Raw genomic sequence first — 17,582 nt, forward strand, 5'->3', positions numbered from 1 at the left:
GTGCGCGTGCTCGGAGTGGACCCAGGCCTGACCCGGTGTGGGTTGGGCGTGGTCGATGGGAGCAACGGCAGAGTTGTGCGTCCGATTGCCGTGGACGTGGTGCGTACGCCTCCTGACATGGACCTCGGACCTCGCCTGCTCCGAATTTCGGATGCGGCTGACCTGTGGATCGAGCAGTACAAACCTGACGTCGTTGCTATCGAGCGGGTGTTCGCGCAACACAACGTCAGTACGGCGATGGGGACTGCGCAAGCTGGTGGCGTTGTTGCGGTTGCAGCGACGCGGCGCGGTATTCCGGTGTTCTTTCACACGCCCAGCGAGGTGAAAGCCGCTGTCACCGGGAGTGGAACCGCAGACAAGGCGCAGGTCACGGCCATGGTTACGCGAATCCTCAACCTGAAAACCGCCCCGAAACCTGCCGATGCTGCAGACGCCCTGGCGCTCGCGATCTGTCACTGTTGGCGGGCGCCCATGATCGAACGAATGGCCCGCGCCGAGACAATGGCAGCGGAACAGATGCGCAAGTATCAGGCAAAATTGGCCGAGACCACGAAGAAGGCAGGTTCACGATGATCGCGTCGGTTCGCGGCGAGGTACTCGACATAGCTCTCGACCATGCGGTTATCGAGGCGTCGGGAGTCGGTTACCGCGTCAACGCAACACCGGTGACGCTGGGCGCGCTGCACCGGGGGAGTGAGGCGCGGCTTTTCACGACGATGATCGTGCGTGAGGATTCGATGACGCTCTACGGTTTCTCCGACCTCGAGTCCAAGGATCTGTTCAGCCTGCTCCAGACGGTGTCGGGCGTCGGCCCCCGCCTGGCGATGGCCACGCTGGCGGTGCTCGAACCGGAGGCGCTGCGACGCGCCCTGTCCGAAGGCAATCTCACCGCGTTGACGAGGGTTCCTGGCATCGGAAAACGTGGCGCCGAACGCATGGTTGTGGAACTGCGTGACAAAGTCGACGCCGTACCTGCGACCGCTGGGGTGTCGGGGGCCGTCGCAGCCAATGCGATCCGTGATCAGATCGTCGAAGCCCTGGAAGGGCTCGGGTTCCCCCTCAAGCAGGCCGAACAAGCGACGGATTCCGTGCTCGCGGAAACACCCGACGCAACCACGTCCGTCGCACTTCGATCCGCTCTCTCGCTGCTCGGTAAAACTCGATGAATTTCGACCCGATCGACGACTTCGAGGACGAATCGCAGGTCAGCGCCGAATTGGTGGCGGGGGACGGCGAGGTCGAGGCAAGTCTTCGTCCCAAGAGCCTGGACGATTTCATCGGCCAACCGCGCGTGCGCGAACAATTGCAGCTGGTACTCACCGGGGCAAAGATGCGCGGTGGCACACCCGACCACATCCTGATGTCCGGCCCGCCCGGGCTCGGCAAGACGTCGATGGCGATGATCATCGCCGGTGAGTTGGGTTCTTCACTTCGGCTGACGTCAGGTCCGGCCCTCGAGCGCGCCGGTGATCTTGCGGCGATGTTGAGCAATCTGGTGGAGGGCGACGTTCTCTTCATCGACGAGATTCATCGGATCGCCCGTCCCGCCGAGGAAATGCTGTACCTCGCGATGGAGGACTTCCGTGTCGACGTAGTGGTCGGCAAGGGACCAGGTGCTACATCGATTCCGCTGGAAGTTGCCCCGTTCACTCTCGTAGGCGCAACCACTCGATCCGGCGCTCTGACCGGTCCGCTGCGAGATCGTTTCGGTTTCACCGCGCACATGGATTTCTACGAACCCGATGAGCTGCAACAGATCTTGATGCGCTCTGCAGGCATTCTCGGCGTGAATCTCGAAGTCGATGCCGGTGCCGAAATCGCTCGACGTTCGCGTGGGACGCCGCGTATCGCCAACCGGTTGCTGCGGCGAGTGCGAGATTTTGCCGAAGTACGTGCAGACGGGATCGTGACGATGGAGGTCGCGCAGGCCGCACTTGCCGTCTACGACGTCGACCAACTCGGATTGGATCGTCTCGACAGATCTGTCTTGAGCGCACTCGTGCGTTCGTTCGGCGGCGGCCCGGTAGGAGTGTCCACCTTGGCGGTTGCGGTCGGTGAGGAACCGTCGACGGTCGAAGAGGTGTGCGAGCCGTTTCTCGTTCGCGCCGGCATGATCGCCAGGACCCCACGCGGTCGGGTTGCAACGGCTGCGGCCTGGAAGCAACTCGGCATGACGCCGCCACCGGACGCGGCTGCTGGCGGTATCGAGGTCCGGGCGAGGGAACCACAAGCATCGTTGTTCGACCCGGACGCGGAGTGAATTCTCGTTGTCAGCGCCTCCCGTTAGTGGCGAACTGTCGGGATTCCTAAGGAACTAGTGGCACACTGGTGTCTTGCGTAGGTCCATCCGGGGCCCGCGTGGCGAAAAACATGCTACAAAACCGAGGTTGATCAACACATGTCGAGTTTGCTTTTCCCCCTCCTGATCCTCGCACTGCTGGTGCCGATGTTCCTGGGCATGCGTAAGCAGAAGAAGGCCATGGCCGCAACTGCCGAGATGCAGGATTCGTTGCAGGTGGGCGACCGTGTGCAGACCACGGCCGGCCTGTACGCGACCATCGCGTCGATGGACGACGACACCGTGGAGCTGGAGATCGCACCCGGCGTCATCACCACGTGGTCACGTCTGGTTATCCGCGAGCGTGTCGGCGACGTCGTCGAGGATTACAGTGACGACGATGACGTGTCTTCCGAGTTCGAAGAGTCGGCGACTGACACCGAGATCCGACTCACCAAGGATTCCTGAACGCAATCACGTCGTGACCCTGCTCTAGAGTTATCGTGTAGTTAACGCATCGCCGCACGTTCGAACGGCGCAACTCGAGCGGTCGTGGACCGCTCACGTCCGGCACCTAATGAGGAGACTTAAAGATCGTGGCACCTTCCACCGGAACGGTGCATCCAGCCCGCTACCTGGCCCTGTTCGGGGTCCTGGTCGTGGCGCTGTATGCGCTGGTGTTCTTTACTGGCGATAAATCGGCCACACCGAAGCTCGGTATCGACTTGCAGGGTGGAACGCGTGTCACGCTGACTGCGCGCACGCCGGACGGCAGCGCGCCCAGCCAGGACAGTCTGAAGCAGGCTCAGGAAATCATCGAGACCCGTGTCAACGGGCTCGGCGTGTCCGGATCCGAGGTCGTCATCGACGGTGACAACCTCGTCATCACGGTGCCAGGCGACGACAGCGCACAGGCGCGGTCGTTGGGTCAGACGGCTCGCCTGTACATCCGTCCGGTGACCGGATCGATCGACGTTGCCACACGCGACGCCAACCGCACGACGCTCACTCCCAGCGCCGAAACGCCGGCGGCGGAAGCGCCCGCAACGGAGGCTCCGGCCACCGAAGCTCCGGCCACGGAAACGCAGACTCCGCAGAACCGTCCTTTCCTGGCGCAGGAACCGACAACGAGCGCACCGGTTACATCTGAAGCAACGCCGAGTGCGGAGCCTGCGACACCGGCCGCTCCGGCTGACTCCGCAGATGCAAGTGACGCCGCCGCAGCCGAGATCGCCGCTGCGCGAGCGCTGCGTCAGAGCACCGATCCCACGGTTCAAGAGCAGGCCGTCGCCAATCTCGATTGCTCCGTGGCCGATCCGCTGCGTGGCAACGACGACCCGACCCTTCCGCTCGTCGCGTGCTCCCAGGATGGTGCGTACATCTACCTTCTCGGTCCCTCGATCATCGACGGCCAGGAAATCTCCGACGCGTCGTCGGTGTTCAACTCCCAGCAGTCACGCCACGAGATCAGCCTGTCGTTCAAGACCACGGGCAGCAACACCTGGGCACAGTTCACCTCGGCGAACATCGGCAAGCAGGCAGCCTTTGTCCTCGACTCGAAGGTTGTCAGCGCGCCCACGATTCAGGGCGCAACGCCGGCCGGTAGCGCCACCTCGATCACCGGCAGCTTCACCGCGGAAAGCGCGAAGGAACTGGCGAACACACTGAAGTACGGTTCGCTGCCGCTCTCGTTCGCGGCTTCGGAAGCCGAGACAGTGTCGGCGACGCTCGGATTGGCATCTCTGGAAGCAGCGTTGATCGCGGGCGCAGTCGGCCTCGTCCTCGTGCTCGTGTACTGCCTCGTCTACTACCGAATGCTGGGCGTGCTGACCGCGCTGTCCCTCGTTCTCTCGGGTGTCATGGTGTACGCCATCATGGTGCTGCTGGGCAGGTATATCGGATTCACCCTCGACCTTGCGGGTATGGCGGGTCTGATCATCGGTATCGGTATGACAGCCGACTCGTTTGTCGTGTTCTTCGAACGCATCAAGGACGAGATGCGTGAGGGCCGCAGTTTCCGTTCCGCAGTTCCTCGCGGCTGGGCACGGGCCCGCCGCACCATCCTCTCGGGTAACGCGGTGAGCTTCATCGCGGCTGCTGTTCTGTACGCGCTGGCGGTGGGTCAGGTGCGCGGATTTGCGTTCACTCTCGGCCTGACCACCATCCTCGACGTCGTCGTGGTCTTCCTCGTGACGTGGCCTCTGGTTCATCTGGCTTCCCGTTCGGCGTTCTGGTCCAAGCCCAGCGTCAACGGATTGGGAGCAGTCCAAGAGGTTGCCCGCGAACGTAAGGTTGCCGCCGCTGCGTCGGCTAAGGAGACACGAGCATGAGTGAGTCCAACAACAACTCTGCCGGAGATTCCGCGGCGGACCTGGAAGCACGTTCCGTAACAGCCGATTCCGGTGTCGACCAGGCTTCGATGCCCAAGCACGGTCTGCTGTCGCGTCTGTACACCGGCACCGGCGCATTCGAGGTTGTCGGCAAGCGTCGGTTCTACTACGGCCTGACCGGCGCGCTGGTAGCGATCGCACTGCTGGCGATGTTGATCCGCGGTTTCACGTTCGGTATCGATTTCGAGGGTGGATCGCGCATCCAGTTCCCGGCCGGAGACGGCGTCGAGACATCGCAGGTCGAAACTGTGTACTCCGAAGCTCTCGGTTTCGAACCGGAGAGCGTGCAGACTGTGGGCTCGGGTTCGAGTGCCACGGTGCAGATTCGGTCGGAAACACTTGATGCGCAGCAGGTCAACACGCTGCAGACGGCTCTGTTCGACGAGTTCCAGCCCAAGGACAAGGACGGTAATCCGTCCATCGGTGCGATCAGCTTTGCCGACGTCAGCGAGACCTGGGGTGGCCAGATCACCAAGAAGGCCTTGATCGCGCTGATCGTCTTCCTTGTCATCGTGAGTGTCTATATCGCGGTTCGGTTCGAGAGAGACATGGCGGTAGCCGCGATCATCGCGCTGTTCTTCGACATCATCGTCACTGCGGGTATCTACGCACTCGTCGGTTTCGAGGTCACACCCGCGACGGTGATCGGTCTTCTCACGATTCTCGGTTTCTCTCTGTACGACACCGTCGTCGTGTTCGACAAGGTGGAGGAGAACACGAGAGGCATCCTGCATCTGACGCGTCGTACGTACGGTGAACAGGCAAACCTCGCCGTCAACCAGACGCTCATGCGTTCGATCAATACCACGGTCATCAGCGTGCTGCCCGTTATCGCCCTGATGGTGGTTGCGGTGTGGATGCTCGGTGTCGGCACGCTCAAGGACCTCGCACTCGTCCAGTTGGTGGGCATCATCGTCGGCGCGTACTCGTCGATCTTCTTCGCGACCCCGCTCCTCGTGTCGATGAAGGAACGGTGGGGACCTGTGGCCGTTCACACCCGTAAGGTTCTCGCTCGCCGGGCTACGCTTGCGGAAAAGGGTCTCGGCGCCAAGGACGCAGAATCTGTCGGAGCCGGAGCATCGGCAACACAACGTGCCGCAGTTGCTCCCGCGCCTGGCGCTCGGCCGACCGGAAAGCGAAAAAAGAAGGCTCACTGATCATGCTCCAAGCGAGGCGAGCAGTAGTTCGCTCACTGTCGTTTGTTGCTGCCACCGCGGTGGTCACAGGTTCGTTGGCGGCCTGCTCGGAGAACACCACCGAGCAGGCTCCGTCCATCGGCTATGCAATCGACAACACGATCACCACGTACAACGGAAACACAGCCGCCGGAGCCGTCTCGGGAACGATGGCAGCGCTCAGTCGGGTATTACCGGGCTTCACATTCACCGGCCCGATCGGTGCTCCCGTATCGGATACCGACATCGGTACCGCGGCGCAAATGCCGGGCGAGGCATTGACGGTGGCGTACACGCTCAATCCATCCTCCGTGTACTCCGACGGTGTGCCGCTGACCTGTGATGATCTGGTTCTCACGTGGGCCGCGTCCAGTGGCCGATTCACGAAAACTGTCGACGGCGACGAGGTGCCGATGTTCGACGTGGCGAACACGTTGGGGTATGCCGATATCGACCGGGTCGAGTGTCAGCCTGGTGCAAAAGATGCGACCGTCGTGTTCAAGCCTGGACGCGCGTTCACTGAGTGGCGGTCGCTGTTCGGGGCGACTGCGCTGATGCCGTCGCACATCGCCATGCAACGCGCCGGTGTACCCGACCTGGTGTCGGCCGTGAACTCGGATGACACCGAGGCGCTGACGAAGATCGCCGATTTCTGGAATACCGGGTGGAACATGACGCCCGGCCAGTTGGACAAGGCGGTGATGCCGTCCTCTGGCCCGTACCGGGTCGAGGACTACACCGAAGACGGTGGGCTGGTGCTTGTCGCCAACGAGCGGTGGTGGGGAAATGCTCCCGCCACCGACCGCATCGTGGTCTGGCCCCGCGGTGTGGATCTCACCAAGGATGCTGTCGATCAATCGATCGAAGTGATCGACGTGGGTTCCGGTTCAGCGGGTGATCTCAGTGCGCTGTCCGGTTTCACCAGCGAGCAGATTCCGTCGAGGTCCATCGAGCAGTTCATCTTGTCGACGTCGGGGGTTCTCGGCGACGATGCAGCCCGGCGGGCGTTCGGGCACTGTGTGCCTCGATCGACGTTGTTCGAGCAGTACGGAAGCACACCTGATGCACCGGCAGTCGGTGTCGGGTCCGGAACCGTGGATTCGCGTCTGGTAGTTCCGGATTCGCTGGTGTACAGCGATGCTGCGGCGACCGACGGTGATCGATACGGCGCGGCGGATGTCGCAGCCACCAAGGTCTCGTTGTCCGAAGCCGGATTGGACGAGCTGACCGTCCGCGTCGGATACCTCGCGCCCGACCCGGTGCGGTCCCAGATCGTGGCCGACGTGAAGGCGGCGTGCGAACCGGCCGGAGTCACGATCGAGGACGTCAGCTCCCCGGATTTCACACCGGACGCACTGCGCACGGGCGGCGTCGACGCGGTCTTGGCCGGTACTGCCGGTCAGGCGGGTGCGGCAGGCATGGCAGATATGATCGACGCGCGCGGAGCGCTGCGGTCCGGTAACTCCACGAACTTCGGTGACTACGGAAATGTGCGGGTCGATCAGATCATCGACCAGTTGGACACCGATCCTGGTATAGCTGCGCAATTGGGACTGTCGGTGGAGGCGGAGAATATCCTGTGGACTCAGGTGCCTACTATTCCTCTGTTCAATCAGGTGCGAACTGTTGCCGTCGCTCAGGGAATGAGTGCTGTGGTGGCCAATCCGACTCGATCGGCCAGCGGCTGGAACATGGACAGATGGGTATTACGTAGATGACGATTTCGAACGAAATCAGTGTGGGTGGGACAGAGATGACGTCTGACGAACTGACAGCGGTGCATCTGGCTGCGTCGGATGCTGTTGTCCGGTTGACGCGGTGGGCCGACAATTTTCCGGGACCGGGTGTGCGTTTTGCAGACCTGACACCGGTGTTCGCCGACGCCGAAGGATTCAGTGCTGTTCTCGACGGGTTGATTGCGTGTGCACCCGACGTGGACACGATTGCAGCCGTCGACGCGCGTGGTTTCCTGCTCGGAGCCGGTGCTGCGGCTCGAATGGGTGCCGGTGTGGTTGCGGTGCGCAAAGTGGGCAAACTGCCGCCACCCGTTCTCTCGCGTTCGTACAGCCTCGAGTACGGTTCGTCGACGCTCGAGATTCCGGCAAACGGGTTCGATCTCACCGGACGGAATGTTTTGGTCATCGACGACGTTCTGGCTACCGGAGGGACATTGGAAGCAGCAGTGCAGTTGGTGGAATTGGCCGGCGCCAACGTCGTCGCGGTTGCGGTGGTGCTCGAGATCGAGGAACTTCGGGGCCGAGATCGGTTCGTTAAGTACCCACTGACATCCCTGGTCAAGGTCTGAGTATTAAAGTTGGCACCTGGGGGTCTGGTAGACCTCCAGGGCAATTTCCCGTTGCAGGGCGGTTGCCTCAACCAACTCGGTGGTAGGAGGTGGCGACATGACGTCGAATCTTGATCGATCACAGAACTCGGGTGCAGTGTCGCAGGAGTCGGGTACCAACCCGACTTCGGATACGACACCATCGAAGTCCGGTGTTCCGGACGACAGTTCTGCTTCGTCGCAAACAGCAGGCAATCGGATCGGTCAGAGTGCAGCCGTACCGGCGTCGGCGTCTCGCCGCGTTCGTGCTCGCCTCGCTCGGCGAATCACGGGGCAGCGCAATGCCACCATCCGCCCGGTTCTCGAACCGCTGGTCAGCTTGCATCGTGAGTTGTACCCGAAGGCCGATCTGGCGCTCCTCCAGCGCGCTTACGACGTCGCGGAGGAACGGCACGCCAGTCAGCGTCGTAAGTCCGGCGATCCCTACATCACACACCCGTTGGCTGTTGCGAGCATCCTCGCCGAGTTGGGAATGGACACCACCACGTTGGTGGCCGCATTGCTACACGACACGGTGGAGGACACCGGGTACTCCCTCGAAGAGTTGACGCGCGATTTCGGTGACGAAGTTGCGCACCTGGTCGACGGTGTCACCAAACTCGACAAGGTTGTTCTGGGGACGGCCGCCGAGGGCGAGACCATCCGGAAGATGATCATCGCGATGGCGCGTGATCCCCGCGTGCTGGTCATCAAGGTCGCCGACCGCCTGCACAACATGCGGACCATGCGCTTCCTGCCGCCGGAGAAGCAGGCCCGCAAGGCGCGAGAAACTCTCGAAGTTATTGCGCCCCTTGCTCATCGACTGGGTATGGCGACGGTCAAGTGGGAACTCGAAGACTTGTCGTTCGCGATCCTGCACCCCAAGAAGTACGACGAGATCGTACGTCTGGTTGCTGATCGCGCGCCGTCGCGAGACACCTACCTGGCGAAGGTGCGGGCCGAGATCAACTCGACGCTGTCGGCCTCGCGGATCAATGCGGTGGTCGAAGGACGGCCCAAGCATTATTGGTCGATTTATCAGAAGATGATCGTCAAGGGCCGCGACTTCGACGACATCCATGACCTTGTCGGCGTCCGCATTCTGTGTGACGAGGTCCGTGACTGTTACGCGGCCGTCGGTGTTGTGCATTCGCTGTGGCAGCCGATGGCGGGGCGGTTCAAGGACTACATCGCGCAGCCGCGGTACGGCGTCTATCAGTCGCTGCACACTACGGTCGTCGGTCCGGAGGGCAAACCTCTCGAGGTCCAGATCCGTACACAGGACATGCACCGGACCGCCGAGTTCGGTATCGCCGCGCACTGGCGGTACAAGGAGACCAAGGGTAAGCACGCGGGCGACATCGCCGAAGTCGACGACATGGCGTGGATGCGTCAGCTACTCGACTGGCAGCGTGAGGCGGCCGACCCGGGGGAGTTCCTCGAGTCGCTGCGCTACGACCTCGCGGTCAAGGAGATCTTCGTCTTCACCCCCAAGGGCGACGTGGTGACTCTGCCTGCCGGCTCGACTCCGGTCGACTTTGCGTACGCCGTGCACACCGAAGTGGGTCACCGCTGTATCGGTGCCCGTGTCAACGGACGTCTGGTCGCCCTCGAGCGCAAGCTCGACAACGGAGAGGTGGTGGAAGTCTTCACGTCGAAGGCAGCCACCGCCGGCCCCAGCCGCGACTGGCAGTCGTTTGTCGTCTCCCCGCGAGCCAAAGCGAAGATTCGTCAGTGGTTCGCGAAGGAACGACGCGAGGAAGCTCTCGAATCCGGTAAGGATCAAATCGCGAAGGAAGTACGACGCGTCGGACTTCCGTTGCAGCGCTTGATGAATGCCGAGTCGATGAGCACAATCGCGCACGAGCTTCGGTACCCGGACGTCTCGGCTCTGTACACCGCGGTAGGTGAGAGCCAGGTCAGTGCGCACCACGTCGTACAGCGTCTGGTGGCTCATCTCGGTGGCGTCGGCGCAGTCGAAGAGGAACTCGCCGAGCGGTCGACACCGTCGAACATGCCGGTGCGGACTCGTAGCACTGGCGACTCCGGGATCTTGGTTCCCGGTGCTCCGGGCACGGTGGCAAAGCTGGCCAAGTGCTGCACACCGGTGCCGGGCGATTCCATTTTGGGATTCGTGACGCGCGGCGGTGCGGTCAGTGTGCACCGCACCGATTGCACCAACGCCAATTCGCTGCACGACCAGTCCGAGCGGATCATCGATGTCGAATGGGCACCGTCCGCGTCGTCGGTGTTCCTGGTCGCCATTCAGATCGAGGCGCTCGATCGTCACCGCCTGCTCTCCGATGTGACCAAGGCGTTGGCGGACGAGAAGGTCAACATCTTGTCTGCGTCGGTGAACACGTCCGGTGATCGAGTTGCCATCAGCAAGTTCACCTTCGAGATGGGCGACCCGAAGCATCTCGGCCATGTTCTCAACGTGGTCCGCAATGTGGAAGGCGTGTACGACGTGTATCGAGTGACGTCGGCGTCGTAGTTCTTTGGCTACATCAGGCACCGCGCGGATTCTCCGCGCGGTGCCTGATGCGTTAGACGTTCGGGGACGTTGCTGTCGCTGCGACGATTCCGGCGCGCCAGCCGGGTGCTCTACCACCGCGCGGTGGCTCTATCCCGGAAAGGTCGACGCCGCATCGGGTCAAGACCCAGGCGACAACGGAATTCGAGTTCCACATGTCACCTACGCCGAGAGCATCCCGTCCCCAGATGTAGGGAGGCACTGATCGAATCTCGTCGAGAATCTGCTCGGCAACTGCCGAATCGGTCGATAGAGACAGCGGACTTTCGACGGCTTCGTCGATATCGTCGACCTTTCCGTTCCGCCAACAGTGCACTTCGTATCGGAAGTACTTCGATCTTCCGGCCCAGTGCGCGCCGACCGGGCCTTCGGCGACAACACCACGATCGGGTTCGTGGTGCTGCCATACCGGAGTCATCTCGATCGTATAGACGTTGGGCGGCACTGTGATTCGCAGCGCGCAATGGTAGAGCGGCCCCGGTGTTCGATGAGTGAACCAGGCGCTCAGCCGTTCGTAGACAATGCCGTTGAAGCGCACCAGATGTCCGCCGGCGCCAAGCGGAAGCCAGTAGAGATCGACGGCGGTCACGTGAGTGCTTCGACCTTCACCGATCCGAGCGGGCGGCGAGGGTCGTGCAGATGCTCTCGGCCCAGGCGGCGATATCGTCCGGCGACCGGAAATCGCCTTCCGTTGCTTTTGCCGCGCTGGTCGCAATGCGCTCGGCGAACGAGAGCACCGACCGATCGAGTTTGCCGCCGAACATGTGGTGCTCAACTGCCCACGGGGTGTTGATCCACTTGAGGTTGTCCGCGTTGTCACCAGGGGTGATGGGGCCACTCGAGAACAACCACACCGGACGCTTCTGCAGGGCATCGAGATCGCGATCCACTAGACGGGTGGCATCCTTGAGCCATTTCCCCAGGTAGATTGCGCTGCCGAGAACGACGGCGTCATAACCTTCGACGGTTATGACGTCGTGGGCTTTCTTGACCTCGACCTGAGGTTCGATACCGCGTGCCCGCAAACCCGACGTGATCGCGCGACCCAACTGCTCACCGATCTCCGCGGTAGATCCGTGCTTACTGGCAGTCGCAATCAAGATTCTCATGCAGTGATGATCCCTGTTTGTCGGCAATACGAAACAGAAAAGGGCGATACGAGACGAATCTCGCACCGCCCTTTTTGAGGCGTCAGATCACGCGACTACTGCTGTTTCGATGGAGATCGGGGTGTTCGGAGCACCGCCACCGGTAGCTCCCATGCCGCCGTCGTCACCGTCGGCGGCGATCTTCTCGATGGTTGCCAGACCGGCGTCGTCGATGGTCCCGAAAACGGTGTAGTCGGGCGGGAGAAGTGAGTCGTCGTAGACGAGGAAGAACTGGCTACCGTTGCTGTCCGGCTGTGACGAATGAGCCATCGCCAGGGTGCCGCGCGGGTAGACGACGGGCAGCGACAGCGCCGGATCGTTCTCGGCATACACGGTGGTCGGGTACTCGTTGGCAAAGGCGAATCCCGGTCCGCCGGTGCCCTGGCCCGAAGGGTCTCCACACTGCAGGATCTGCAGGCCCGGGCTGGTGACGAGTCGATGGCACGGGGTGTCGTCGAAGTACTTCTGCTCGACGAGGCTGACCATGCTGTTGACGGTGCACGGAGCCGCAGTGCGGTTGAGTTCCATGCCGATCGGGCCGGCAGTGGTGGTCAGCTGAACGGTCACGGTGCCTTCGGCGGGGACGCCGGTGGAAGTAGGCGTGTCAACCGTCTTTGCTGCGCCCGCTGCGGGGGCGTACGTGCAGTCGACCGTGGCACCGGCGGGCGCCGGAACGGCAGGCAACTGCTCGAACTGCGACATGTCCAGGGGCGCCGCCTTCGTGGTGGACTTCGCGCTCGACTGAGTGCTCGACGAGGCCGAACCGGACTCGGAGTCGTTACTGGAACATCCGGCGAGGACGAGGGCGGCGGCACCAACGGCCGCGATCAGAATGGACGTTCGCTTCATCAGTCGATCCTTACAGTCTTGATATCGGTGGTGAGGTTCGGCTTGCCGTCGCCCTCGGGAGTGCTACCACCCGCCGCGATCTTGTCGAGCGTCGCGAGCCCCGTCTCGTCGATCGTGCCGAATACGGTGTAGTTGGGCGGAAGCTGCGAATCGCCGTAGACGAGGAAGAACTGGCTGCCGTTCGTGCCGACGCCGGCATTGGCCATCGCGACCATTCCGCGGGTGTACTTCACTGGCAACTGAGCGGCGGGATCTGCGGCGTCGAACGCTGTGGTCGGATACTCGTTCTCGAACTGGTAGCCGGGTCCACCGGATCCGGTGCCGGTCGGGTCACCACACTGCAAGACTTCGAGCGAAGGACTCGTCGTCAGGCGATGGCAGGTGGTGGCGTCGAAGTAGTTCTGACCCGCGAGGCTGACGAAGCTGTTGACCGTGCACGGAGACTTCGTTCCGTCGAGGATGAGGCCGATGTTGCCCTGCGACGTCTCCATACTGATGCTCGGCGTCGCGTCCGGGGCGGTGGTGGGAATGCCGTCGGTGTTCGGCAGGTTGTTCGGTTTCGCCGCAGTGCCCGCGGGCGTGTACGAGCAGGAGACTGTGTCCGCCAGCGGCGTGAGCAATCCGGCAGGCATGGCAGCGGCAGTCTGTTCCGACGTCGGTGTGGCGTCCTCGGCGGTGTTCTCGGTGCTGCTGTCGTCACCTCGGGTCAGGAGGACGATCCCCGCGACGACGGCGATAGCCACGACGACTCCGGCGGCCGTGTAGACGATTGTCATTTGCTTGCGCTTGCGCGCCCGCTCTGCGCGGCGTTCGAGCTGACGCTCGAGCTTGCGTTTTGCCGCCTGGCGGCGCTGCTCGTTACTCGGCACTGCTGGAGTCCTCCATATTCACGGGTGGATCTGCGTCTGGTCGGTATAAGTTCAGTTGTCGGAAAGTCTCCCACTGCAACCTGAGAACTTACTGGCGGGGCAGCAGCTTTAGGCTGTACGTGACACCGTGTTGCCTGATTCGCCCTTCGAAGAGGAGTTACCTCAAGTGCTCGTGACTGGTTTTCCGGCCGGGATGTTCCAGACCAACTGCTACATACTCGCTCAGGACGATGCCTGCGAGTGCGTGGTGATCGATCCGGGTCAGGATGCCGCTGAGCCGCTGTTCGAGTTTCTCGACTCCAAGGACATGTCGGTGACGGCTGTGCTGCTGACGCACGGGCATCTCGATCACATGTGGTCTGCGCGCGAGGTCTGCGAGCGGTACTCGGCGCCCGCTTACATCCACCCGGATGATCGCTACATGCTCACCGACCCCGCTCGCGGAATCGGGCCGACGATGAAGGACTTCATCAAGGACATGTCCTTCGTCGAACCGGACGAGGTCATCGAATTGTCCGACGGGGACTCTTTCGAACTCGCCGGAATGTCCTTTGCGGTCGATCACACGCCGGGCCATACGCAGGGATCTGTTGTCTTCCGCACTCGAGCGGGCACAGCAGAAGGTCCCGTAGACCTGGCCTTCACCGGCGACACATTGTTCCAGGGCTCGATCGGGCGAAGTGACCTCCCCGGAGGCAACCACGAGCAGTTGCTCGATTCGGTCGCGAGGAAACTTTTGATCCTCGACGACGCGACAGTCATCCTCCCCGGACACGGCGACAACAGTTCCATCGGCGCCGAAAGAAGCTCCAATCCGTTTCTCGTTGGACTCAGCGGACAGAAATAAGGAAAAGTAACCACTCGTGAGTAAAGCCAGCACCTTCTCTGCACCCAAGGGCATCCCGGATTACGTTCCGCCGCAATCCGCTGAATTTGTTGCCGTCCGTGACGGTTTGACGCGCGCCGCACGTCTGGCCGGATACGGCCACATCGAATTGCCGATCTTCGAGGACACCGCTCTGTTCGCCCGCGGCGTGGGCGAGTCGACCGACGTCGTCAGCAAAGAGATGTACACGTTCGCCGATCGCGGCGATCGTTCCGTGACCCTCCGTCCCGAGGGTACTGCCGGAGTCATGCGGGCCGTGATCGAGCACAACCTCGACCGTGGGACGCTTCCCGTCAAGGTCAGTTACGCCGGTCCGTTCTTCCGCTACGAGCGTCCGCAGGCAGGCCGCTACCGTCAGTTGCAGCAGGTGGGAGTCGAGGCCATCGGCATCGACGATCCGGCGCTCGACGCCGAGGTCATCGCGATTGCCGACGCGGGGTTCCGCTCGTTGGGCCTCGACGGTTTCCGTCTCGAGATCACCTCGCTCGGCGACGACACCTGCCGTCCGCAGTACCGTGAACTGCTGCAGAAGTTCCTCTTCGCGCTCCCTCTCGACGACGAAACCCGTCGCCGCGCCGAGATCAACCCGCTGCGCGTCCTCGACGACAAGCGTGCCGACGTCCGGGCTATGACAGCTGACGCGCCGCTCATGCTCGATCACCTGTCTGACAGCTGCAAGGCGCACTTCGACGAGGTCCTGAGCCACCTCGACGCGTTGGGTGTTCCGTACGTCGTCAATCCGCGCATGGTTCGTGGCCTCGACTACTACACCAAGACGACATTCGAGTTCGTTCACGACGGTCTGGGCGCGCAGTCCGGTATCGGCGGCGGTGGTCGCTACGACGGCCTGATGGAGCAGTTGGGCGGACAACCGTTGTCCGGCATCGGTTTTGGTATCGGTGTCGATCGCACGGTGTTGGCGCTCGAAGCCGAGGGTAAATCGGTCGCTCCGCCGGCCCGCGTCGACGTGTTCGGTGTGCCGATGGGATCCGAGGCCAAGGCCAAGCTGGTGGCGATCGCGCATCAGTTGCGGGGCAACGGTATTCGCGTCGATCTGGCGTACGGAAACCGTGGGATCAAGGGCTCGATGAAGGCTGCCGACAAGTCCGGCGCAGCTTTCGCACTTGTCCTGGGTGAGCGTGAACTCGAAGAAGGTGCTGTTGTCCTCAAGCACCTCGCGACGGGTGAGCAGGAGTCGGTTTCGCTCGACGAGATCGTCGGCAGGCTCGGGACTCTCGTTGTCTCGTGACGTAGAACCGGTTTCGCTCGATCTTGTCCCGATCGCGCTGATTGCGCCGAGGCTCAAGCGGATCGCCGTCGTGGTGGTTGTGGTCGGTGTTGTCGTCGGCTTGATTGTCAACGTGTTTGCTTCGACGACGGTGGCGCTGCTGGTCGGCTTCATCATCGCCGTGCCGACGTCGCTTGCGATCTTGATGACTCTGCGCCGTCACATCACGTTGTACGGCAAAAGGATTCGCGCGCAGGCCGGGTTCCGAACCGGTGAGGTCGATGCGGCTGAGGTGGTTACTGCCGAGCTCATGGTGCGCACGGGGCGGATCAGCGAAGTCAGCATGAAGTTGACCGACGCGCGATCCAGCGTTCGAATTCCTCTTGCTCTTTACACCGCCGGTGGCGGGCGCGAGCTGGAAATCCTTGCGCTCCGCAAGCTTGCCGACGCTTTGGCGTCGAGTGAGCTGGTGCCGGCAGCAGCCTTGTCGTCGGTACTGATCGAGCAACTGCGCGCGGAAGCGCGTGGTGCCGGTTTGGCGGAGCGGCCACTGTACCGGGCTGTGGAGCTGGTGAGCGCAACGGGAAGAGTGCCGAGAACCACACTCACGGACCACGAAGTGGCGGGTTTGCTGGACTAGCGTGGAAGTCGTTCGCAGAAGTGAAAGCAGAACGGCAAGTGGAGGAGTCGGCAATGAGTGTTTCGCCAGTAACCGTCACGGTGACCGGAGCGTCGGGTCAGATCGCCTACGGACTACTTTTCCGTATCGCTGCAGGTGACATGCTTGGGCCCGATGTTCCCGTTCGCTTGCGACTCCTCGAAATTCCTTCTGCGGTGTCCTCTGCTGAGGGCGTGGCGATGGAGCTCGAAGACGGCGCTTTCCCATTGCTGAGCTCCATCGACATTACCGACAACCCCGACGTTGCGTTCTCCGGCGCACACGTCGGGATGTTGGTGGGTGCTCGTCCGCGTAGTAAGGGTATGGAACGCGCCGATCTGCTCAGCGCCAACGGCGCGATCTTCACGGCACACGGCAAGGCGATCAATAACAACGCGGCCTCTGACGTGAAGGTGCTCGTGGTGGGCAACCCCGCCAATACCAATGCGCTGATTGCGATGAACAACGCTCCCGATGTTCCGAACGTGCGGTTCACCTCGTTGACCAGGCTCGATCACAACCGCGCTATCGCTCAGGTGGTCAAGAAGACCGGTGCGGCGGCGGCGTCCATTCGTAAGGTGTCGATCTGGGGTAACCACTCCGCCAGCCAGTACCCGGATCTGTCTCACGCGACGGTCGAGGGCAAGCCGGCGCTCGACGCGATCGGGGATCGGGAATGGGTGGAGAACGATTTCATCCCGAGGGTGCAGGTACGGGGTACCGCGATTATCGCAGCCCGGGGATCGTCGTCGGCTGCCAGCGCGGCAAGTGCATCGATCGATCACGTCCGCGACTGGGTCGGTGGAACAGCAAAAGGGGACTGGGTGTCGATGGCGGTTCCGTCGGATGGTTCGTACGGAGTTCCCGAGGGCCTGATCTCGTCGTTCCCCGTCACATGCGCCGGCGGCGAGTACAGCATTGTTCAGGGGCTGTCGATCGACGAATTCTCGCGTGCTCGCATCGATATTTCGGTGAACGAACTCGGACAAGAACGAAACGCGGTTCGCGAACTCGGTTTCGTCTGAACCGGATTCGCGCTCAATCCAACGGCACTATCGCCGTTGTGGACGCAAGTTGCGGGTCGAAAACTCCAGCGGTGTTCCGGGGTTCATCTTCGATGGTGTGACGGACTGAGATTTTGCCGGTCACAAGGATGCTCCCCGAAAAGGGGAGCGTCAACAGCGTTCGATATCTCGGATCTGGGCAGTTCTTGTTGAACCGTCGCGTTGCACTTGATCGTCGCCG

The 17,582-nt window shown here is 62.2% G+C and carries 17 protein-coding genes; 13 read left to right on the plus strand and 4 right to left on the minus strand.

All coding sequences use genetic code 11. The features are described from left to right. The 9 genes from ruvC to FFI94_RS13770 all read left to right on the plus strand — a co-directional run bounded on the left by ruvC (position 1) and on the right by FFI94_RS13770 (position 10,660). Entirely contained in the window at positions 1-573 is a 573-nt protein-coding gene (ruvC, locus tag FFI94_RS13730) for a crossover junction endodeoxyribonuclease RuvC (RefSeq protein WP_138873174.1), read from the plus strand. Then, positions 570-1,166 carry a Holliday junction branch migration protein RuvA gene (ruvA, locus tag FFI94_RS13735; RefSeq protein ID WP_138868347.1) on the plus strand — a complete coding sequence of 199 codons (597 nt, stop codon included), beginning with the start codon at positions 570-572 and terminating at the stop codon, positions 1,164-1,166. Before ruvC ends, ruvA begins: the two co-directional genes overlap by 4 nt. Then, positions 1,163-2,260: a Holliday junction branch migration DNA helicase RuvB gene (ruvB, locus tag FFI94_RS13740; RefSeq protein ID WP_138868348.1), complete on the plus strand. Its 1,098-nt coding sequence runs from the start codon at positions 1,163-1,165 to the stop codon at positions 2,258-2,260. The genes ruvA and ruvB overlap by 4 nt, the downstream gene beginning before the upstream one ends. Before the next feature lie 138 nt (positions 2,261-2,398). Then, on the plus strand, positions 2,399-2,746 hold the full coding sequence (gene yajC, locus FFI94_RS13745; RefSeq protein WP_138868349.1) for a preprotein translocase subunit YajC: 348 nt from the start codon (positions 2,399-2,401) through the stop codon (positions 2,744-2,746). Positions 2,747-2,874: 128 nt separating this feature from the next. After that, positions 2,875-4,608 (plus strand): protein translocase subunit SecD, encoded by a 1,734-nt coding sequence (secD, locus tag FFI94_RS13750; protein ID WP_138868350.1) that lies wholly within the window; start codon positions 2,875-2,877, stop codon positions 4,606-4,608. Further along, complete coding sequence (secF, locus tag FFI94_RS13755) at positions 4,605-5,825, plus strand: protein translocase subunit SecF (RefSeq protein WP_138868351.1); 1,221 nt, start codon at positions 4,605-4,607, stop codon at positions 5,823-5,825. Before secD ends, secF begins: the two co-directional genes overlap by 4 nt. Before the next feature lie 2 nt (positions 5,826-5,827). After that, positions 5,828-7,561 carry an ABC transporter substrate-binding protein gene (locus FFI94_RS13760; protein WP_138868352.1) on the plus strand — a complete coding sequence of 578 codons (1,734 nt, stop codon included), beginning with the start codon at positions 5,828-5,830 and terminating at the stop codon, positions 7,559-7,561. A 35-nt stretch (positions 7,562-7,596) separates the two neighbouring features. Then, a complete protein-coding gene (locus FFI94_RS13765) occupies positions 7,597-8,148 on the plus strand; it encodes an adenine phosphoribosyltransferase (protein WP_260684104.1) in 552 nt (183 codons plus the stop codon). Between the two features lie 97 nt (positions 8,149-8,245). Continuing rightward, entirely contained in the window at positions 8,246-10,660 is a 2,415-nt protein-coding gene (locus FFI94_RS13770; RefSeq protein ID WP_138868354.1) for a bifunctional (p)ppGpp synthetase/guanosine-3',5'-bis(diphosphate) 3'-pyrophosphohydrolase, read from the plus strand. A gap of 52 nt (positions 10,661-10,712) precedes the next feature. Here the strand turns inward: FFI94_RS13770 and FFI94_RS13775 are convergent, their stop codons facing one another. From FFI94_RS13775 to FFI94_RS13790, 4 genes are all read right to left on the minus strand, one after another. Then, positions 10,713-11,288, minus strand: a complete 576-nt coding sequence (locus tag FFI94_RS13775) for a hypothetical protein (RefSeq protein WP_138868355.1) — start codon at positions 11,286-11,288, stop codon at positions 10,713-10,715. Between the two features lie 16 nt (positions 11,289-11,304). Then, entirely contained in the window at positions 11,305-11,808 is a 504-nt protein-coding gene (locus FFI94_RS13780; protein ID WP_138868356.1) for a flavodoxin domain-containing protein, read from the minus strand. Positions 11,809-11,895: 87 nt separating this feature from the next. After that, on the minus strand, positions 11,896-12,696 hold the full coding sequence (locus tag FFI94_RS13785; protein ID WP_138868357.1) for a peptidylprolyl isomerase: 801 nt from the start codon (positions 12,694-12,696) through the stop codon (positions 11,896-11,898). After that, positions 12,696-13,565, minus strand: coding sequence for a peptidylprolyl isomerase (locus tag FFI94_RS13790; protein WP_138868358.1), 870 nt, complete (start codon positions 13,563-13,565; stop codon positions 12,696-12,698). The genes FFI94_RS13785 and FFI94_RS13790 overlap by 1 nt, the downstream gene beginning before the upstream one ends. Positions 13,566-13,731: 166 nt before the next feature. Between FFI94_RS13790 and FFI94_RS13795 the strand changes: the two genes are divergently transcribed. From FFI94_RS13795 to FFI94_RS13810, 4 genes are read left to right on the plus strand one after another with little or no spacing between them, the layout of a single operon-like run. Further along, positions 13,732-14,412, plus strand: a complete 681-nt coding sequence (locus FFI94_RS13795; protein ID WP_138868359.1) for an MBL fold metallo-hydrolase — start codon at positions 13,732-13,734, stop codon at positions 14,410-14,412. Between the two features lie 16 nt (positions 14,413-14,428). After that, positions 14,429-15,700, plus strand: coding sequence for a histidine--tRNA ligase (hisS, locus tag FFI94_RS13800; protein WP_138868360.1), 1,272 nt, complete (start codon positions 14,429-14,431; stop codon positions 15,698-15,700). Continuing rightward, complete coding sequence (locus FFI94_RS13805) at positions 15,690-16,319, plus strand: hypothetical protein (RefSeq protein WP_138868361.1); 630 nt, start codon at positions 15,690-15,692, stop codon at positions 16,317-16,319. Before hisS ends, FFI94_RS13805 begins: the two co-directional genes overlap by 11 nt. A 53-nt stretch (positions 16,320-16,372) precedes the next feature. Continuing rightward, positions 16,373-17,362, plus strand: a complete 990-nt coding sequence (locus FFI94_RS13810) for a malate dehydrogenase (RefSeq protein ID WP_138868362.1) — start codon at positions 16,373-16,375, stop codon at positions 17,360-17,362. Positions 17,363-17,582 lie beyond the last annotated feature (220 nt).

Source organism: Rhodococcus sp. KBS0724, assembly GCF_005938745.2.
GTDB lineage: Bacteria > Actinomycetota > Actinomycetes > Mycobacteriales > Mycobacteriaceae > Rhodococcus_F.